This window comes from Neobacillus sp. D3-1R, assembly GCF_052180215.1.
Taxonomy (GTDB): Bacteria; Bacillota; Bacilli; order Bacillales; family Cytobacillaceae; genus Pseudoneobacillus.
On record NZ_CP197471.1, the window covers coordinates 4231443 to 4251135 of the forward strand.

At 40.8% G+C, this 19693-nt stretch carries 22 protein-coding genes; all 22 read right to left on the bottom strand.

The features are described 5' to 3' along the window. Nucleotides 1–176 precede the first annotated feature (176 nt). The 22 genes from nuoN to ACSBPO_RS21305 all read right to left on the bottom strand — a co-directional run bounded on the left by nuoN (nt 177) and on the right by ACSBPO_RS21305 (nt 19584). Nucleotides 177–1694: an NADH-quinone oxidoreductase subunit NuoN gene (nuoN, locus tag ACSBPO_RS21200; RefSeq protein WP_442596864.1), complete on the bottom strand. Its 1518-nt coding sequence runs from the start codon at nt 1692–1694 to the stop codon at nt 177–179. A 6-nt stretch (nt 1695–1700) separates the two neighbouring features. Continuing rightward, nucleotides 1701–3221 carry an NADH-quinone oxidoreductase subunit M gene (locus ACSBPO_RS21205; protein ID WP_442596866.1) on the bottom strand — a complete coding sequence of 507 codons (1521 nt, stop codon included), beginning with the start codon at nt 3219–3221 and terminating at the stop codon, nt 1701–1703. Further along, nucleotides 3218–5080: an NADH-quinone oxidoreductase subunit L gene (nuoL, locus tag ACSBPO_RS21210; protein ID WP_442596868.1), complete on the bottom strand. Its 1863-nt coding sequence runs from the start codon at nt 5078–5080 to the stop codon at nt 3218–3220. Before nuoL ends, ACSBPO_RS21205 begins: the two co-directional genes overlap by 4 nt. A gap of 113 nt (nt 5081–5193) precedes the next feature. Further along, nucleotides 5194–5508, bottom strand: a complete 315-nt coding sequence (nuoK, locus tag ACSBPO_RS21215; RefSeq protein WP_442596870.1) for an NADH-quinone oxidoreductase subunit NuoK — start codon at nt 5506–5508, stop codon at nt 5194–5196. Beyond that, on the bottom strand, nt 5505–6026 hold the full coding sequence (locus ACSBPO_RS21220) for an NADH-quinone oxidoreductase subunit J (protein ID WP_442596872.1): 522 nt from the start codon (nt 6024–6026) through the stop codon (nt 5505–5507). Before ACSBPO_RS21220 ends, nuoK begins: the two co-directional genes overlap by 4 nt. Next, nucleotides 6023–6442, bottom strand: a complete 420-nt coding sequence (nuoI, locus tag ACSBPO_RS21225; protein WP_442596874.1) for an NADH-quinone oxidoreductase subunit NuoI — start codon at nt 6440–6442, stop codon at nt 6023–6025. The genes ACSBPO_RS21220 and nuoI overlap by 4 nt, the downstream gene beginning before the upstream one ends. 70 nt (nt 6443–6512) lie before the next feature. Further along, nucleotides 6513–7520 (bottom strand): NADH-quinone oxidoreductase subunit NuoH, encoded by a 1008-nt coding sequence (gene nuoH, locus ACSBPO_RS21230; protein WP_442596876.1) that lies wholly within the window; start codon nt 7518–7520, stop codon nt 6513–6515. Then, a complete protein-coding gene (locus tag ACSBPO_RS21235) occupies nt 7520–8620 on the bottom strand; it encodes an NADH-quinone oxidoreductase subunit D (RefSeq protein ID WP_442596878.1) in 1101 nt (366 codons plus the stop codon). Before ACSBPO_RS21235 ends, nuoH begins: the two co-directional genes overlap by 1 nt. Before the next feature lie 4 nt (nt 8621–8624). Next, nucleotides 8625–9983 (bottom strand): NADH-quinone oxidoreductase subunit C, encoded by a 1359-nt coding sequence (locus ACSBPO_RS21240; RefSeq protein ID WP_442596880.1) that lies wholly within the window; start codon nt 9981–9983, stop codon nt 8625–8627. 3 nt (nt 9984–9986) lie between these two features. Beyond that, entirely contained in the window at nt 9987–10499 is a 513-nt protein-coding gene (locus tag ACSBPO_RS21245) for a NuoB/complex I 20 kDa subunit family protein (RefSeq protein ID WP_442596882.1), read from the bottom strand. After that, nucleotides 10490–10864 carry an NADH-quinone oxidoreductase subunit A gene (locus ACSBPO_RS21250; RefSeq protein WP_442596884.1) on the bottom strand — a complete coding sequence of 125 codons (375 nt, stop codon included), beginning with the start codon at nt 10862–10864 and terminating at the stop codon, nt 10490–10492. The genes ACSBPO_RS21245 and ACSBPO_RS21250 overlap by 10 nt, the downstream gene beginning before the upstream one ends. A 554-nt stretch (nt 10865–11418) precedes the next feature. Continuing rightward, nucleotides 11419–11757, bottom strand: coding sequence for a cupin domain-containing protein (locus ACSBPO_RS21255; protein WP_442596886.1), 339 nt, complete (start codon nt 11755–11757; stop codon nt 11419–11421). A gap of 520 nt (nt 11758–12277) precedes the next feature. Continuing rightward, the gene (locus tag ACSBPO_RS21260; RefSeq protein ID WP_442596888.1) at nt 12278–12682 is read right to left on the bottom strand and encodes a F0F1 ATP synthase subunit epsilon; all 405 of its coding nucleotides are present in this window, start codon (nt 12680–12682) and stop codon (nt 12278–12280) included. 21 nt (nt 12683–12703) lie between these two features. Next, entirely contained in the window at nt 12704–14125 is a 1422-nt protein-coding gene (gene atpD, locus ACSBPO_RS21265) for a F0F1 ATP synthase subunit beta (RefSeq protein WP_442596890.1), read from the bottom strand. A gap of 138 nt (nt 14126–14263) precedes the next feature. Further along, nucleotides 14264–15121, bottom strand: a complete 858-nt coding sequence (atpG, locus tag ACSBPO_RS21270; RefSeq protein ID WP_442596892.1) for an ATP synthase F1 subunit gamma — start codon at nt 15119–15121, stop codon at nt 14264–14266. A gap of 83 nt (nt 15122–15204) precedes the next feature. Then, nucleotides 15205–16713, bottom strand: a complete 1509-nt coding sequence (atpA, locus tag ACSBPO_RS21275) for a F0F1 ATP synthase subunit alpha (RefSeq protein WP_442596894.1) — start codon at nt 16711–16713, stop codon at nt 15205–15207. A gap of 24 nt (nt 16714–16737) precedes the next feature. Continuing rightward, nucleotides 16738–17274: a F0F1 ATP synthase subunit delta gene (locus ACSBPO_RS21280; RefSeq protein ID WP_442596896.1), complete on the bottom strand. Its 537-nt coding sequence runs from the start codon at nt 17272–17274 to the stop codon at nt 16738–16740. Beyond that, nucleotides 17271–17801, bottom strand: a complete 531-nt coding sequence (gene atpF / locus ACSBPO_RS21285; RefSeq protein WP_442596898.1) for a F0F1 ATP synthase subunit B — start codon at nt 17799–17801, stop codon at nt 17271–17273. Before atpF ends, ACSBPO_RS21280 begins: the two co-directional genes overlap by 4 nt. A 160-nt stretch (nt 17802–17961) precedes the next feature. After that, nucleotides 17962–18174 carry a F0F1 ATP synthase subunit C gene (atpE, locus tag ACSBPO_RS21290; protein WP_026572680.1) on the bottom strand — a complete coding sequence of 71 codons (213 nt, stop codon included), beginning with the start codon at nt 18172–18174 and terminating at the stop codon, nt 17962–17964. A gap of 70 nt (nt 18175–18244) precedes the next feature. Then, a complete protein-coding gene (gene atpB, locus ACSBPO_RS21295; protein WP_442596900.1) occupies nt 18245–18958 on the bottom strand; it encodes a F0F1 ATP synthase subunit A in 714 nt (237 codons plus the stop codon). A 23-nt stretch (nt 18959–18981) separates the two neighbouring features. Further along, the gene (locus ACSBPO_RS21300) at nt 18982–19356 is read right to left on the bottom strand and encodes an ATP synthase subunit I (RefSeq protein ID WP_442596902.1); all 375 of its coding nucleotides are present in this window, start codon (nt 19354–19356) and stop codon (nt 18982–18984) included. A gap of 6 nt (nt 19357–19362) precedes the next feature. Further along, complete coding sequence (locus ACSBPO_RS21305; RefSeq protein ID WP_442596904.1) at nt 19363–19584, bottom strand: AtpZ/AtpI family protein; 222 nt, start codon at nt 19582–19584, stop codon at nt 19363–19365. Nucleotides 19585–19693: the final 109 nt, after the last annotated feature.

Here is a 19693-nt window from a genome sequence, read left to right on the forward strand (position 1 = left end):
CATTGCTTTTCCGCGATTCCCCTACAAAACCCCAATAAAAAAAAAGGAAGGAGCCCCTATACTCCTTCCTTTACCGTACGTATTCAATCATAGAGGCAACTCTCCCCTTAAGAGCTGCCATCCATTTATTTTACCCCTTTTAAAAATCCATTATTTCTCCCAATTGTTCAAACGTATTACTGCAAAAAGTCTTTGAACTGATTGAAGTTATCATGTAAAAAGTCTAATGCAATGTTTGGAGCGATTCCTAGCAATACTGTGCCAATGACGCTTCCAATTAATACAACAACCAATGCAACCGGAATGTTAAATTTGCTTGAATCGGCCGCTGGTCTAAAGAACATTTGTGTCATGATGCCAAAATAGTAGAAATAAGAAACGACTGTTGTAGCAATCATGATGGATGCTAACACATAATGTGCTGGTTCACCCGCAAAGGCACCCATAAAGATGTTTAATTTTCCGATGAAACCGGCTGTTCCTGGAAAACCAGCAAGTGATAAAATCATCACGGCCATAGTAATCGCTAAGATTGGAGCACGGCGATAAAGCCCTGCAAAATCAGCGATTTCCTCTGAACCCGTTTTAGCACCAATTAGCTGAATCACCGCAAAGGCACCGATATTCATAAACACATAGGCTAGTAGATAGAACCAAATCGCATCAAAAGTGAAGTATCCCATACTTGTAAATGCCACTAGGATATAACCAGCGTGAGCAATACTGGAGTAGGCAAACATTCTCTTTATGTTCGTTTGACGTAAGGCCACGACGTTTCCGACGATCATCGTAACCCCTGCTAAGAATCCAATATAATCTTGAAGATGAATTAGTAATGGTGCAGACCCTTGTTCCATAGAAGAAGGTGTTGAACCAAATACTGCAACTAAGATTCGGATAATAATGATGAAACCGGCTGTTTTAGACACAACGCTTAAAAATGCTGTTACTGGAGTTGGTGCTCCTTGGTAAACGTCCGGTGCCCACATATGGAATGGAGCAGACGCAAGCTTAAAGGAAAGACCCACTAATAACATGAAAAACGCTAAGCCCAACAGATAAATTTGCTGTGAATCATAAAGAGCCGAAAGAACACTTGCCATCCCTTTAATGTTTGTTGTTCCTGTTAACCCGTAAATATAACTCATACCAAACAGTGTGATGGCTGTGGAAATTCCACCGTTAATCACATACTTCATCGCTGATTCGTTGGATTTTAGATTTTTCTTCTGCATTCCCGCTAAGATATAAGAAGAAATGGATAAAAGCTCTAAACCAACGAATAAGGTGATTAGGTCGCCGCTTGAAGACATGAACATTGCTCCAAGTAACGCGGTTAGGAACAAGTAGTAAAATTCACCTGTAAATTCAGCCAAACCATCTTTTTTATCATAGCTAATTGCTAATAATAAAACGAATAGAGAACCAATTAACAAGATAAATTTAAACGCTTTTGCAAAAGAGTCCAGACGGAACGTATCGTATAGAATCGAAGTCGTTTCTTCTCCTACCAATCCTGCTAAGGAGACGGTAGCAGCAGCAATCCCTGCCACAGCAATCCATCCAAGAATTTTACGATCCGTCTTTCCTGGCATAAATAAATCTAAAAGTGATAGTAATGTTGCTACACCTAGGATGATGAACTCAGGTGTCATGATGCTCCATTTAAATTCTAGTAATTGTGCAAAGTCCATCCTTCATCACCCTCCTAACCCAAGCATGATCGCTTCTACTGTTTTTTGAAGTGGTCCACTTAAAACGCTAGGGAAAACTCCAATTAACACGATCAATGCCATTAACGTGATTACTGGTACCCATTCAAATGATTTAATATCGGTAATTCCGACAAATTCACGATGAGATTGACCAAAAGTCATACCAAGCACAGCACGTAATAAGTAAACAGCTGTCATAATAATTCCAAGTGTTCCGACGGCGGCAAGCACTGGAACTTCTTTAAATAATCCTAAGAAAGCCATGAATTCGCTGACGAATCCAGACATACCTGGTAATCCTAAAGAAGCCATTGCACCTGCTAACAAGAAGCCTGCAGCAAGCGGCATTCCCTTGGCAATACCACCTAGGTTTTCAATAAGAGTTGTACCTGTACGTTCATAGAACACAGCTACCAGGAAGAACAAGAATGCTGAAATTAAACCATGTGATACCACTTGGAAAATAGCCCCTTGGATTCCTGCTTCATTTAATGCTCCAAGCCCAATCAGCACGATACCCATATGGGAAATCGATGAATACGCCAGAACCATTTTAAAATCTTTTTGGATAAACGCTAGGAATGCGCCGTATAGAAGATTGATAACTCCTAAGACAGCTAATAACAATCCTAATGTTTTAAATTGCTCAGGAAATATTCCCATACCAAAACGGATTAAACCGAAGGCACCAATTTTTAAAAGAATACCAGAGTGAATCATAACAACAGATGGTGGTGCTTGCACGTGAACGCGCAGCATCCAGCTGTGTAATGGGAATATTGGAAGCTTTACGCCAAACGCAACTAGTAAAGCAAACAATAATCCGTATTTTCCAGCTTCTGAAATCGGAGCAACCCATTTCGCATCTGGTGAATTCACAAATTCTCGTAATACTTCAATATTGGAAGTCCCTGTACGAGAGAACAAAATCATAATAACGATTAATAAAATCGCAGACCCTAATCCGTTATAGATTAAGAAGCTATAAGCCGCTTTTTCTTTTTCAAAATAACCCCATTTCCCAATTAAGAAGAACATTGGAACAAGCGTTACTTCAAAGAAGATAAAGAATAGAATTAAGTTTTGTGCTGCGAAGACTCCAAGCATCCCTACTTCTAAAATAAGGAATAACATGAAATAGCCTTTCCATTCTTTTTTAATATGAATGGAAGCGACTGCAGCAAGTGTTGCGACAATGGCTGTTAATAACACCATGATCATCGAAAAACCATCGACCGCTAGCTCATAATGAACGGCAAAGAAGTTTTTATCAAACTCTTTGAATCCACCAAACTGAATCCACTCTGCTGACACGGAGAAGTCTTTTAAACTTTTTCCTGCTAGGTAGTGGAAGTAAATCGCTAAAGATATTAACAAAGTCGGAAGAGTAGCTAAGAATCCAACTAGTTTAATCGTTTTCTCTTGCGTTTTAGGAACAAAAGCTAAAACCACAACACCTAAAAGAGGGGCGAATACTAAAAGTGATAAAACGTATGTTAGATTCATTTTAAATACCCCCCTGTTACGGCATAGATGACAACTAGAATCGCAAGTCCGACGAATGCTACAGCACTATACGTTTGAACTTGACCAGATTGAAGCTTAGAACCAAGTCTTCCAAGAGATTGAACAATCCCCGTAACAAGCTTCACCAAACCTTCTACTAAGAAGGTTTCAATGAACTGTAGGAATAAGCTGATTCCTTTTGTGATATAGACAATGGAAACTTTATAGAACTCATCAATGTAATACTTGTTATACAAGATGTTATATAGGGTTGGTGCGCCAAGCCAATCGCGGGAAATTGAACGCTTTCCGTAGATTAAGTAAGCAAGGAAAATACCAGCTAATGAAACTAGAGTTGCTACAAGCATGATCCAAGCTGGACCTTCCATATGACCGTGACCTAAAGCCTCATTGCCTTCCACTAACCAATCACCTAAAAATGTTCCAAACCATGGAGTATTCACATAACCAGCAACGACTGCTAATACTCCAAGAACGATCATTGGTAATGTCATCAAGCTAGGTGACTCATGAACATTCTTGATTTCTTTACGCGGCTGACCTGTGAAGACCATGAAGAATAAACGGAACATATAGAATGCTGTAAAGAACGCAGCCACAACCGCTAATAAGAATAGGATCGGATGACCACCTTCCCAAGCAGCAACTAAAATTTCATCTTTTGAGAAGAAACCAGAGAATAATGGTACCCCGCTGATTGCCAATGTTCCGATTAAGAATAACGGTCCAGTGACACGAAGTTTTTTCCATAATCCACCCATTTCTTCGATATCTTGCGTATGAACAGCATGGATGACGCTACCTGCAGCTAAGAATAGCAATGCTTTAAAGAAAGCGTGTGTCATCAAGTGGAACACACCTGCTACATAACCTGCAGAACCTAACGCCAACATCATATAACCAAGCTGACTCACAGTGGAGTAGGCTAATACACGCTTAATATCCTTTTGAACAAGACCGATACTTGCTGCAAAAATGGCTGTGAAGCCCCCAATAACCGCTACTGTCATTAAAGCTGTTTCACTCGCATGGAATAACGGGAATAAAGAAGCTACTAAGTATACCCCTGCGGCAACCATCGTTGCAGCATGGATTAAAGCTGATACTGGTGTAGGACCTTCCATCGCGTCCGGTAACCATGTATGAAGCGGGAATTGACCGGATTTTCCGACCGCCCCGATAAAAATTAAGATTGCTGTTAGCGTAACGATGCCTTGTGCGACTTCGCCTGCAGCCACTGCTGCAAAAATTTGATCATATTCAAAGCTGCCAACCTGCCAGAACAATAGAATCATTCCGATTAGTAAGCCGACATCCCCGATACGTGTCATAATAAACGCTTTTTTCGCTGCAGCCTTCGCTTCTTCCTTGTAAAAATAGAAGCCAATTAATAGGAAGGAACCGACGCCGACAAGTTCCCAGAAGAAATACGTTTGCAATAGGTTTGGTGATAATACCAAGCCAAGCATTGCAAAAGTAAATAATCCTAAGTAAGCGTAGAAGACTGGAAATCGCTCATCGCCATGCATATACCCTTTCGAATATGTATGTACGAGAAAACTTACGAGCGATACAATAAACAGCATTAATGCATTTAATTGATTCACTTCAAAGCCCGCTGTTAATTGAACATCTCCTATCGTAAGCCAAACGGCTTCCGCCTTGAAGGTTGGGCTTGAGAAACGCTCAAACAACACCAACAAGGAGTAAACTAAAGAAGCAAGTGTTGTAATCATCCCAACATATGCACTTGATTCTTTTAACCGTTTACCAAATAGAAGAAGGAACAAGAACGATAAAAGCGGGAAAAGCGGTATGATCCATGCATTTTCCATCACTATCACATTCCCCTTTTCCTGAGACGCGCGTAAGCTAAGTTGCTATTCATCTAAAAGCGCGTTCAAGTTTCTCTTTTTTCATTTCGCTTGACCTACATTTTAATGCGAAACGTTTAATGTTTTAACTGATCCATCTCATCAATATTAACGGTCTTACGGTTGCGGTATAACGCAATCAAAATCGCTAAGCCCACGGCTGCTTCTGCAGCTGCTACCGTAATCGCAAATAATGCGAAGATTTGACCAGAAATATTAGGAGTGGCCCCATATTTACTAAATGTTACTAAGTTAATATTTACTGCATTCAGCATTAACTCGATGGAAATTAAGACAATTACCGTATTGCGTTTGGATAACGCACCGTAAAGTCCGATACAGAACAAGATTAATGCTAATGCTAGAAAGGCTGAAGCTGGAACTGCACTCATTCCTTATCCGCCTCCTTCTCATCATCCTTCTTGGCCAAAATAATTGAACCAATAAGAGCGACTAATAAAAGCACTGATGTTACTTCAAACGGAATAATGAATTTGGAATATAAAGCTTCCCCGATTTGGAACGTATTGTTTTCGTGAAGCGTATTTGGCATTGAAACTAAATCCAAATTGTAAATTCCTAAATAGAAAGCACCAGCGAAACCAAGTACCCCTAAGAATAGAGCGAACTTTCTCCACTTGCTTCCTTCTGTTTCACTTGTGTCATCGTGACGCGTTAACATGATTCCAAATAGCATGATGATTGTGATCGCCCCAGAATAAATTAAAATCTGAACAGCGGCAACGAATTCAGCAGAAAGCATGACATAAATTCCTGCGATGCTGACAAACGTAAACACTAAAGCAATCACCATATGAATCACTTTGGAAAGGTTTAATAAAAGCACGCCGCCGATCACCGCTACTAAAGCAAGAGATATAAACGCTAAAAACTCTCCTGACAACGTCATGCTTTATTCTCCTTCCGAATGTTTTGATCATTTTCATCTAACCATTCTAGGTTTTTAAATAACATATCACGGCTATAATCTGCTAACTCGAAATTATTAGTCATGACAATTGCTTCTGTCGGACAAACCTCTGTACAAAGGTCACATAGGATACAAATTTCGAAGTTAATATCATACGTATCAATGATTTTCCCTTTTTTCGATGGATCAGGATGCTTTTTACCTGTCAGATTGATACACTCTGTCGGACAAATATTCGCACATTGGTTACATACAATACACTTTTCCGGATAAAACTTTTGAATTCCACGGAAACGATCCGGTAATGGAAGCGGTTTATTTGGATAATCATACGTTACTTTTTCTTTCGTTAATTGTTTTAGGGTATATTTCAAGCCTTTTGCTAATCCAAGCACGTTTTTTCACCCCTTTAGGAAAAATTGGACAGCACCTGCAGTTTGATTTTTCAAAAATGGTGCATTGACCTTAGAATAAGTCGATTAATTCTTTCACTAATGCTGTTAAGAAAATATTGGCAAGTGCTACTGGTAAAAGGATCTTCCAGCCAAACTCCATCAGTTGGTCTGCACGTAAACGCGGGAAGGTCACACGGAACCAGATAAAAATGAATAGCACAAAACTGAATTTAAGCGCGAACCAAACCGCTCCTGGAATAAAGCCTAAAAACGGTAGTGGTAACCATCCGCCGAAGAAAAGAACCGTTACCAATGATGCCATCGCGAATAAATAAACATACTCGGCAAGCATGAAGAACGCCCAACGGAAACCAGAATACTCAACATGGAAACCCGCAACTAGCTCGGATTCCGCTTCAGGTAAGTCGAATGGAGTACGGTTTAATTCCGCTGTTGCCGCAATTAAGAATACGATAAACGCGATTGGCTGCCATAAAATAAACCAGCCATGTTCTTGAGCATGAACGATTTCATTTAAGTTTAAGCTTCCTGATAATAAAATAATACCTAATACGGACATAACAAGCGGGATTTCATAAGAAATCATCTGGGCTGCTGCACGCATTCCACCAAGTAGAGCGTACTTATTGTTAGAAGCCCAACCACCCGTTACTACACCGATAGTGGTTAAACCTGAAATAGCGATGTAATACAATAATCCAACACCAATATCAGCAAATTGGAATTTGTCTGTAAATGGAATCGTTGCTAGCACCATAAAAGCTGGTGCAAAAGCGATTACTGGTGCCAAAATAAACAATGGTTTATCTGCTAATTTTGGAATATTGTCTTCTTTTAATAGAAGCTTTAAAACGTCGGCAACTGTTTGTAAAAGTCCCCAACGACCCCCAACCTGGTTTGGACCATGACGTAATTGCATGAAACCCATTACCTTACGTTCAGCAAGGATACCGTAGGTTACGAACCCTAATACCACTAAAAGTAAAACGGTTGCTAGTAAAAAGAAGATTCCAAAGTTCAAAAGCCCGGGACTTGATTGTAGTAAATCTTGAACCATTAGCCGTCAACCTCCCCAAGGACAATATCAATTGCCCCTAAAATAGCAATTAAGTTTGCAATATTTTCGCCTTCTAATAGCTTAGGGAGAATTTGAAGGTTATAGAATGATGGCCTTCTAAACTTTAAGCGATAAGGTTCTTTCTTGCCGTCACTCGCGATATAACAACCGATTTCTCCACGCGGAGACTCAATACGAACAAAAGCTTCTCCCTTTGGTGCTTTAATAATTTTAGGCACTTTTGCTAAAATTTCACCTTCAGCAGGGAACTGTTCAACTGCTTGCTCAAGAATTCTTAACGATTGCTCGATTTCACCTAGGCGCACATGGTAACGAGCCCATGCATCTCCGCCCTCTTGTGTAACCACATCAAAATCAAAACGATCATAGATCGAATATGGCTCATCTTTACGTAAATCCCATTTCACACCTGTACAACGAAGGTTCGGACCACTTAACGAATATTGAAGCGCTTCTTCCTTCGTGTACGTTCCTACTCCTTTAACACGGCTCATGAAGATTTCATTTCCCGTTACAAGGCTATGATAGCCTTCGAGTTGTTCGCGCATGTATGGAATAAAGTCTCTTACTTTTTCAATCCAGCCTTCTGGCGCATCCCATTTTACTCCGCCTACACGCATGTAGTTAAAGGTTAAACGAGCACCTGAAAGTTCATTTAAGAGATTGATAATCATTTCACGTTCACGGAACGCATACAAGAATGGGCTGACTGCCCCGATATCCAATAAAAACGTCCCCCACCATACAAGATGGCTCGCAACACGGCCCAGTTCCATGGATATGATACGTAAATATTCTGCACGATCCGGAATTTGTAAGCCCATCATGGTTTCTACTGCATGAACAAGAACATAGTTATTTGTCATCGCAGCTAGATAATCCATACGGTCTGTATAAGGAATAATCTGTGTATACTGTAGGTTTTCAGCAATTTTTTCTGTTCCGCGGTGCAAGTAACCGATTACTGGCTTTGCCTCAACGATTGTTTCCCCGTCAATTTTTAACACGATACGGAAAACACCGTGGGTACTAGGATGCTGAGGTCCTACGTTTAGTAGCATCTCTTCTGTTCTTAACACTTACTTACACCTCCACATCATACTGCTCATAGTCTTTGCGTAGAGGGTGACCAACCCATTCTTCACCCAACATAATGCGGTAAAGATCCGGATGGCCTTCAAATTTGATACCTAATAAATCATAGGCTTCACATTCTGGCCAATTGGCTCCTACCCATAGCGGTACAAGAGATGAAATGGTTGGTTGATCACGGTCCAACTTCACTTTTAAAGCAACAGACTGACGATTTTTGTATGAGAATAAATGAACATATACTTCCATATGGGTTTCGAAATCAGAACCATGAATTTCTGATAAATAATCGAACCCTAACTGCTCATTATACTTAAAAAATTCAGCCACTTTATAGTAGTTTTCCTTCTTTACTACAAGTGTTGGAACATCCTTCGAAAGTTTATTAATATAGGAGTCTTCTAATACATCGCTTCCTAAATGTTCTCCAATCACTTTTACATATTTATCAAGGTATACTTGGTTCGGTGATGGTTTAGCAGGTTCTGCTTCTACCACAGGTTCTGCTCCAGCACCGGCAGCTTTTGCTTTTGCAGCAGCGGCAGCAGCAGCTTTTGCTTTCGCAGCAGCAATCGCTTTCGCTTTTTCATCGTCACCACCAGCAGCTGAATCTCCACCTTGTGCGGCTAACTTTGCTTTTGCAGCGGCAGCGGCTTTTGCCTTGGCAGCAGCAATCGCTTTCGCTTTTTCATCGTCACCACCAGCAGCTGTGGTATCTCCACCAGCAGCTGTGGTATCTCCACCAGCTTGTTTGGCAAGTGCGGCAGCCTTTGCCTTCGCAGCGGCAGCAGCTTTTGCTTTTGCGGCAGCAGCGGCTTTCGCCTTTTCATCTGCTCCTGCTCCAGCATCCGTTGTGGAATCGTTTGCCTCACCGGCAGCGGCTTGTTTCGCAAGTGCAGCAGCCTTGGCTTTTGCAGCGGCAGCGGCTTTTGCTTTCGCAGCAGCGGCAGCTTTCGCTTTTTCATCTGCTCCTGCTGGTTCACTTGCTGCAGGAGTTTCAGTAGCAGCAGGTTCCGAAACCGTTTCAGTCGTTTCAGTACCTTGCTGTTTTGCTAATACAGCAGCTTTCGCCTTTGCAGCGGCGGCAGCTTTTGCTTTCGCAGCAGCAGCAGCTTTTTGCTTCGCTAAATCTAAGTCACTTCCAGCTTCCGTTTTTGGAGCCTCTGTTGCTGGTGCTTCCTCTTTTGGCACTTCCACTTCAGAAGTAGGCTCGGCTTTAACTTCCTGGGACTCAGAGGCTTCAGCAGCTACTTGCCCTTGTTCTTTCGCCTTTAACTTGGCTAATGCAGCAGCCTTCGCTTTCGCGGCAGCTTCCTTTTTTAATTGTTCAAGATCCTTTTCCCCACTCATGGATTAGATCACCTTCTTCCCAGTTTTCGCCTCGTATCGAATCTTTTCCCTTAATTTATTGATTCCATAGATTAAAGCAGCTGGGTTCGGCGGACATCCTGGAATATACACATCAACAGGAACAATTTGGTCCACACCTTTTACAACCGAATACGATTTTACATATGGACCACCAGCTGTTGCACATGAACCCATCGCGATTACCCACTTAGGTTCTGGCATTTGATCATATAAACGACGTAAAATTGGCGCCATTTTCTTCGTTACCGTACCCGAAACAATCATACAATCCGATTGACGTGGAGACGTACGGAAAAACGACCCGAAACGATCCAAGTCATAATGGGATGAACCTACACCCATCATTTCGATCGCACAACAAGCAAGACCAAACGTCATCGGCCATAAAGAATTACTTCTAGCCCATGCTTTGACCTGCTCTAAAGTCGTCATAAATACATTTCTCTTCAATTCTTCTAACTCTTCTGGCGTTAGGTTATCTAATTTTAAATCCATTTCAACACCTTCTTCTTCCATGCGTAGACTAAACCAATGATGAGCATGAATACAAAAATTAACATTTCAATAAGTGCAAAAAGACCAAGTTTATCATACGCTACTGCCCAAGGATATAAAAACACTGTTTCTACATCAAAAATAACAAACATCAGGGCAAAAATATAATAGCGGACATTGAACTGGACCCTAGAATCATGGAATGGTTCAATACCGCTCTCATATGTGGTGTACTTCGCCTCACTCGGCTTATAAGGGCGTAATAGCTTACCTAAAAAAAGCGCCACCACAGGCAACAAAACCCCGAGACATAAGAACACAAACACTATCAGATAGTTATTCTGATATAAATTCAATAGTTCCATGCCTATCCCCTCCAATGTTGTAAAATTTCTCACTTTTTAAACTTGTAACCGATAACATTATATCACTGTTCCAAATGCGTGTCGACAAGCCATTCTCACTTATTGGAATTTCACTCGTAGGCCAAATTTAGACATTTTGGAGCGTCCGAGAGCTCGCTCGCGGTAAGCGGAAAAATGGCTCAATTTGGCTAGCTTCGGCGTTAGCCGAGGCGTAGTGCGACAGCACCACGAGTGAAATTCCAAGCGCAGTAGCCTTGTCGTCGACACACATTCCCTTTTTCTGAGCGTTTGCGTGATCTCGAATGCCAAACATCCCCGAAAGGCAAACCAGAGATGACGCAAGAGCGAACTGCTGCAGACACTTGGTGCAAGTGACCTTTGAGCCGCACGTGATCTGAAGCGATAGCGGAAGATGACGTGCCTAGAAAAAGGTTCGCAAGATCCGTCCTCCCCCATTTAACACGAATCCCTCCGTGCTTGTCAGTGAGGTTTATCATTGCCTGTTATTTTTCTCACATAATTTTAATAGAGTTTCTTCTATTAAATTTGTCTATTTAACCTAACACTCTATCACCATGAGAGTTCGGCTGAGAAATTACGAGAAACTCAACATCCTGATCAGTACGATTCATCATTTGATGAAGAGTTTGCGGCGGAACCTCTATTCCCTGCTCAGGCTCCAAAACAAATTCCTCCCCATCCATCTCCATTACCGCCGTTCCTCTTATAATGAAGAAAAATTGCCTTGATCTATTATGAGAGTGTCTCATCTCTCTAGTATTTGGTGGCATTCTTTCAAAAATCACACTTAACTGGTCATTCTTCACTAGGTGCCACCCATCACATTGATCCCCCCAGTTATAGTGCAAAGCTATTTCTTTAAAAATTTTCAAACAACCAACTCCCTCTTATTACCTATATAAAAAATATATCAGTAATTTTGAGCCACAATCACGATAAATTGTGAATACTTATCGATAATATTAAGAAGTGCATATATAAATGAAGAAACCTAACAAGTTTCAAACTCTATCATTAAATTTTAAGACCGAAAGGTCTAGCGTTCATCAACAAATTTCCATTTTACCCTCCCTACTCATCCAATCAAACTACCCCATCCCAAATATATCTGACCAAATTTCCAATATATCTGACTAAATCCGCAATTTATCTGACCGTTTTAGCAATATATCTGACCAAATTCCCATTATTACTAACTTTGTAACAAATTCCCCACTCATTCCCATCCCAAAATCCAAAGAAAACCTCTCCCACACCCCGTGTTTCCGACTTTGTCACAAATTCCACTCTCCATCCCACCCAAAAGTCCGAAGGACTGCCCTAACTCTCAAATAACATAAAAAAACACCCCCAGCGCCATAAACGCCGAAGGTGTTTTTATATAAAAAATAATTATCTTTTCTCCACAATGGAAAGGCGATTGATTGCGCGTTGAAGAGCAAGTTCAGCACGTTGGAAATCGACGTTCGCTTGCTGACTTTCGCGTAAGCGTTGCTCAGCACGCTCTTTTGCACGTAAAGCACGTTCTGCATCAATCTCGCTTGATTGCTCAGCGGATTGCGCTAAGATCGTTACTTTATCAGGGCGAACTTCAAGAATGCCTCCACTCACTGCAACGAAATCTGTATTGCCGCCATTTTTTAAACGAACGACACCAATTTTTAATGGTGCAACCAATGGAATATGTCCAGGTAAGATACCAAGGTCTCCACTTTGAGCCTTCGTACTGACCATTTCCACATTTGATTCATACACCGGGCCATCAGGAGTAACAACACTGACACTAATCGTCTTCATTTTTTACCCTCCTGGCTAGTATTAAACCTCTACACCCATCGATTTAGCTTTTTCGATTACTTCTTCGATGCGTCCAACTAGACGGAATGCATCTTCTGGAAGATGATCGTATTTACCTTCAAGAATTTCCTTGAAGCCTTTAACAGTTTCTTTAACAGGAACATAAGAACCCTTTTGTCCTGTAAACTGTTCAGCAACGTGGAAGTTTTGAGATAGGTAGAACTGGATACGACGTGCACGAAGAACGACTAATTTATCATCATCAGATAATTCATCCATACCTAAGATTGCGATGATATCTTGTAATTCTCTGTAACGTTGTAATGTTTGCTGTACTTGACGAGAAACATTGTAGTGCTCTTCGCCAACGATTTCAGGTGATAATGCACGAGAAGTCGAAGCAAGTGGATCCACCGCAGGGTAGATACCCATTTCAGAAAGTTTACGCTCTAAGTTTGTTGTAGCATCTAAGTGAGCGAATGTTGTTGCTGGAGCCGGATCCGTATAGTCATCGGCAGGAACGTAAATCGCTTGTATAGAAGTAACAGAACCAACGTTAGTAGACGTAATACGTTCTTGTAATTTACCCATTTCAGTAGCAAGAGTTGGTTGGTAACCTACCGCTGAAGGCATACGACCTAATAGGGCAGAAACCTCAGAACCTGCTTGCGTGAAACGGAAGATGTTATCCATGAAGAAAAGAACGTCTTGTCCTTGCTCATCACGGAAATATTCAGCCATAGTAAGACCAGTTAGAGCAACACGCATACGAGCACCAGGTGGTTCGTTCATTTGTCCGAATACCATCGCTGTTTGCTTGATAACTCCAGAATCCGTCATTTCGTGGAAAAGGTCATTACCTTCACGAGTACGCTCACCTACACCAGCGAATACAGAGATACCGCTGTGCTCTTGAGCGATGTTATTGATTAATTCCTGGATTAAAACGGTTTTACCTACACCGGCACCACCGAATAGACCGATTTTACCACCCTTGATGTAAGGAGCAAGAAGGTCTACTACTTTAATTCCAGTTTCAAGAATTTCTACTTCAGTAGAAAGTTGTTCGAATGTTGGAGCATCTCTGTGGATAGAGTCACGACGCTCTGCAGCAGGAATTTCGTCTGCAAGGTCAATTGTTTCTCCTAATACGTTAAATACACGGCCAAGTGTCACATTTCCAACTGGAACGGAGATTGGCTTACCTGTATCAACTGCTTCAATTCCACGAGTAACACCATCAGTAGAAGACATCGCGATTGTACGAACTGTATCATCACCTAAATGAAGGGCTACTTCAAGAGTTAAGTTGATGTTAACTTCTGATTCGTTACGCGCTTTATGATTAATTACTAATGCATTATAGATTTCAGGTAATTGACCGCTTTCGAACTTTACGTCAATAACCGGACCCATAACTTGAAGAACGCGTCCTATGTTCATCGTTTTCCCTCCTAACGTACTCTTGACGAAAAGGCAAGAAGGAACCATCGGGGTCCTTCTGCCTGATTATTTTTTATAAAAATTGCTTCGCGCCAACGCGCAGTGCGTTAGCATCTCAGGAGCAAACGCACTTAGATTCTACTCTAGAGCTGCAGCTCCACCAACGATCTCAGTGATCTCTTGTGTGATAGCTGCTTGACGTGCACGGTTATAGCTAAGGCTAAGAGCGTTAATAAGCTCCTTCGCATTATCGGTTGCATTTTTCATTGCCGTCATACGGGCAGCATGTTCAGACGCTTTACTATCAAGTAAAGCACCGTAAATTAAGCTTTCCGCATACTGTGGAAGGAGAACTTCTAAAATCTCTTCCGCAGATGGTTCAAATTCATAAGAAGTTAACTTAGAAGAAGTTGTAATATCCCCTAAAGGAAGAAGCTTCTTTTCTGTTACATCCTGTTGAATCGCACTGACGTAATGTGTGTAATACATATATAATTCATCAAATGTTCCGTCTGCGAACATTCCTACTGTTTTGCTAGCAATATCCTTAATTTCAGTAAAGCTTGGTTGATCCGCAATACCAACAACATCAAGGACAACAGACATTCCACGCTTTGTGAAAAAGTCACGGCCAACACGACCAATAGCAATGATTGCAAATTCATCATTTGATTGATGACGATCTTTAATCGTTTGGTAAAGATTACGTAAAACGTTAGAGTTGTACGCACCTGCTAAACCACGATCAGATGTTATTACTAAGTAACCAGTTTTCTTCACGGGACGGCTGACTAGCATTGGATGGTTAACACCCTTGCTACCACCAGCTACGGAAGCAGTCACTTCTTGAATTTTTTCCATGTAAGGTACGAATGATTTCGCATTCATAACCCCACGGTTCCATTTAGAAGCGGATACCATTTCCATCGCTTTTGTAATCTGGCTCGTCTTTTTCGTTGAAACGATCCGTGATTTTATATCGCGTAATGATGCCATAAGTTCTCACCACCCTTACTCAAGTTTGTCCGAACCATATTTTAGGATAAAAGAAGGCAAGAATCGCCTCCTATTCATCAATCTTATTCAGATACTGCAAACGTCTTTTTGAATCCGTTAATTGCAGCAGCCATATCTTCGTCAGAAGGAAGATCTTTTGTATTCACAATATGGTCTAACAACGCTTTTTGGTTGTGGTCTAACCATGTTAAGAATTCAGCTTCAAAACGACGGATATCTTGAACTGGAATATCATCTAAGAAACCGCGTGTTAATGCATATAGAATCGCAACTTGCTTTTCTACCTTTAACGGCTTGTTAAGATCCTGCTTTAATACTTCAACTGTACGAGCTCCACGGTTAAGTTTTGCTTGTGTTGCTTTATCAAGGTCAGAACCGAACTGAGCGAATGCTTCAAGTTCACGGTAAGAAGCAAGGTCAAGACGTAATGTACCAGATACCTTCTTCATCGCCTTAATCTGTGCAGATCCTCCTACACGGGATACGGATAAACCAGCGTTGATCGCTGGACGTACACCAGAGAAGAATAAGTCAGATTGTAAGAAGATTTGTCCATCAGTGATGGAGATAACGTTTGTTGGAATGTAAGCAGAAACGTCACCAGCTTGAGTTTCGATGAATGGAAGTGCAGTGATTGAACCAGCACCTAATGCATCGCTAAGCTTAGCAGCGCGCTCTAACAAACGGCTGTGCAAGTAGAATACATCCCCTGGATATGCTTCACGACCTGGAGGACGGCGTAATAATAGTGAAAGCTCACGGTAAGCCGCAGCTTGTTTTGTTAAATCATCATATACAACAAGAACGTGTCTGCCATTGTACATGAATTCTTCACCCATTGTTACCCCAGCGTAAGGCGCTAAGAATAATAATGGAGCTGGTTGAGAAGCTGATGCAGTTACAACGATTGTGTAATCTAATGCACCATTTCTACGTAACATTTCTACTGCGTTACGAACAGTTGATTCTTTTTGACCGATAGCCACATAGATACACACCATGTTTTGGTCTTTTTGGTTAAGGATCGTATCGATCGCAACAGATGTTTTACCTGTTTGACGGTCACCGATAATTAACTCACGTTGTCCACGTCCGATTGGTACAAGTGCGTCAATCGCTTTGATACCAGTTTGTAGTGGTTCATGAACGGATTTACGAGCCATTACACCTGGTGCAAGAGCTTCGATTGGACGAGTCTTAGTTGTGTTAATAGGTCCCATTCCATCAACTGGTTGTCCAAGAGGGTTTACTACACGTCCGATTAACTCATCACCAACCGGAACCTCCATGATACGACCTGTACGACGAACTTCGTCACCTTCTTTAATTTCAGTGAAAGGACCAAGGATAATAATACCAACGTTATTTTCTTCAAGGTTTTGTGCCATACCCATAACGCCGTTTGAAAATTCAACAAGTTCTCCAGCCATGACATTGTCGAGGCCATGAGCACGAGCGATACCGTCACCAACCTGGATAACCGTACCTACATCACTCACTTGAATTTCAGACTGATAGTTTTCAATTTGCTTTTTTATCAGCGCACTAATTTCTTCAGCATTGATGCTCATGAGTTTCACCCCTATCTACGAAATCTAGACTAACAATTTACGTTCTAAACGTTCTAGCTTACCGCGTAAGCTGCCGTCATAAATGCGGTTACCGATACGGATTTTTAATCCACCTAATAAATCGGTATCTACAATGTTTTCAATACGAAGTGATTTTTTACCAACTTTAGCTGCAAAGCTCGTTGATAATGTTTCACTTTCTTCTTTTGTTAATGGACGAATGCTGTACACTTTCGCTTCAGCAATGCCATGTTCTTCATTTGCAAGTTCGATAAATTGATCAACCACATCAACGATTTGATCGTCGCGGTGACGGTCAACTAAAATCATTAAAGTATTCAATACGAAAGGATTTACCTTTGAAAAAGAGTCTTTGATGATCTCTTTTTTCTTTGCCACTGATACTTTAGGAGACTTTAAAACTGCATTTAAATCACTAGAATTAACTAATACAGACTTAACTACACGAAGTTCTTCTTCAATTTGAGTTAGAAGATTATTTTCCTTCGATAATTGGAAAAGAGCCAACGCATAGCGTTTTGCTACCATGGAGTTGCTCATCGCCCTTCTCCTGCCTCTTGAATATATTCATTAATAAGCTTTTCTTGATCCGCTGCCGTCAGTTCCTTTTCAATTACCTTAGACGCAATTAAAACAGAAAGACTTGCAACTTGTTCGCGAATGGTTGCAACAGCTTGTTCTTTTTGTTGTTCGATTTCACGCTTCGCAGATTCTTTTACGCGCTCAGATTCAGCACGAGCTGCCGCTATGATTTCTTCACGTTGAACATCGCCTTGCTTTTTCGCATTTTCGATTAATTCTTGTGCTTCAGTACGTGCTTGCTTTAATAGATCACGTTGTTCTGCTAAAAGCTTGCTTGTTTCTTGACGAGCTTGTTCTGCAGCGTTGATTTCGCCAGCAATATGCTCTTCACGTTGTTTCATGATCCCCATTAATGGACCCCAAGCAAACTTTTTAAGCAATGCTAACAAGATTAAGAACATTACTAACTGGAACACGATGTCGCCACCGTTGATTCCTTCGTGTGCAGCTTCTGCCGCACCTAAAACAAATTGGCTTGTTAACACCTCAGGTTCACTCCCTTCAAGAGTCTTTCCCTTGTTTTCAACACTCGTTAAAAAACCGGGTGATTATATCAATTTGAATAATTTTCAATAATAGTTGGTACATAGGAATGGCGAAGCGTCAAATAGAATCGTCTTCGCCATTTGAACATTTTTTCTAAAATTAACGACCTAAAACCATGAACGCAATAACTACCCCGATGATCGGTAATGCTTCTACTAACGCAACCCCGATGAACATTGTAGTTTGTAATAAACCACGAGCTTCTGGTTGACGAGCGATACCTTCAACTGTACGACCTACGATTAATCCGTTACCGATACCAGCGCCTACTGCTGCTAGTCCGATTGCGATTGCTGCTGCTATAAGATTCATTATAAAGTTCCTCCTTAAAAATGTATGAATAATTTTTTTAAAAAAATTTGTTCAAATGAACAGGTTTATATTAATGGTCATGTCCCACTTTATGTGACAAATAAACCATTGTTAACATTGTGAAAATGTAAGCTTGGATTGAACCTACAAAGATTGAGAATCCTTGCCATACTAATGTTAAAGGAATCGCAGCGATTGTTCCAACAATCCCCGAAGCAGCTAAACCGCCTGCTAAAAGAGATAGTAGTAATTCACCAGCGTAAATATTACCGTAGAGACGCAAACCAAGTGTTAACGTATTTGCAAACTCTTCAATAATTTTTAATGGGAATAAGAATTTCATCGGACTAAAGAAGCCCTTCGCATATTCTCTTCCACCCTTTAACTTAATTCCGTAATAATGAGATAGTGCTACCACCATTACTGCTAAAGTTAAAGTAATAATTGGGTCTGCAGTTGGTGATTTCCACCACAATGTTTCGTCTATAACGATTGCAAATGGAAGACCTAGCATATTTGATACAAAAATATACATTAATAGAGTTAGTCCAAGAATATGGAATCTTCCTCCATCCTTCCAATCCATCGTGCTGTTAATGATGCCCTTAACGAAATCCATAACCCATTCAAAGAAGTTTTGAATTCCAGTAGGCTTCATCGCCATCCGACGAGTGGAAAGAACCGCAATTAGAAAAACAATAACACTTGCTATTGTAATCATTAAGACATTAGCTAAGTTAAAAGTAAGTCCTAAAAAATGAACTAATGGAGCTTCATGATGCAACAGTATTCACCTCTCTTCCCCCGCTATTTACGTTGTAAAAATGTTAGTAAAAAATAATCTATGATAATAACAACATAAGTTGTCATTAGTCCCACTACTACGCTTACGGTATGAAAATAGTTTTCATATTTTAAAGCAATCATAATCGCGATTGCCGCCGTCGCTAAACGAGAAAGGGAACCGAGTGAACGGACCTTCTTGCCTTGAGTAACAGCTTTATCAAAGCTTTGCGCTCTTCTTGCTAGAAGCAATAGAATCATGAAACTAAAAACCGTTCCAAGAATTAAGCCCGCAAAGATTGATTGATAGGAAGTAAAACCCCAGCCCAGAACATAAACAGCTAGCAATAAAAACATATATCTGCGTTGTCGTTGAAACAATTGGTTAAGATCTGACATGGGTGGCTATTCTCCTGAAAAAAAGTGTTGGATTAGACGGAGCATGGCATAAATCCCTGTAGCCAATCCAATAAGTAATCCGAGAATAAGAAAAAGTGGTTCGGTTCCTATTTTTTGATCGACCCATCTTCCAGAGAAAATGCCTATCAATACGGACCCTACTAATTGAGAAAGTATCGCGGACATTAAAGCCATTGCTTGCATTGGGTGGCGCTTTTTTTGACTCATTTGATCGCATCCTCACCTTTGAGAATGAACACAAAGTATGAATTATGTAAGATTTATTTCCTAGCAAATTAGCTTAGGACGAAATTTGTCGAATCGTTTTGAAAACCCT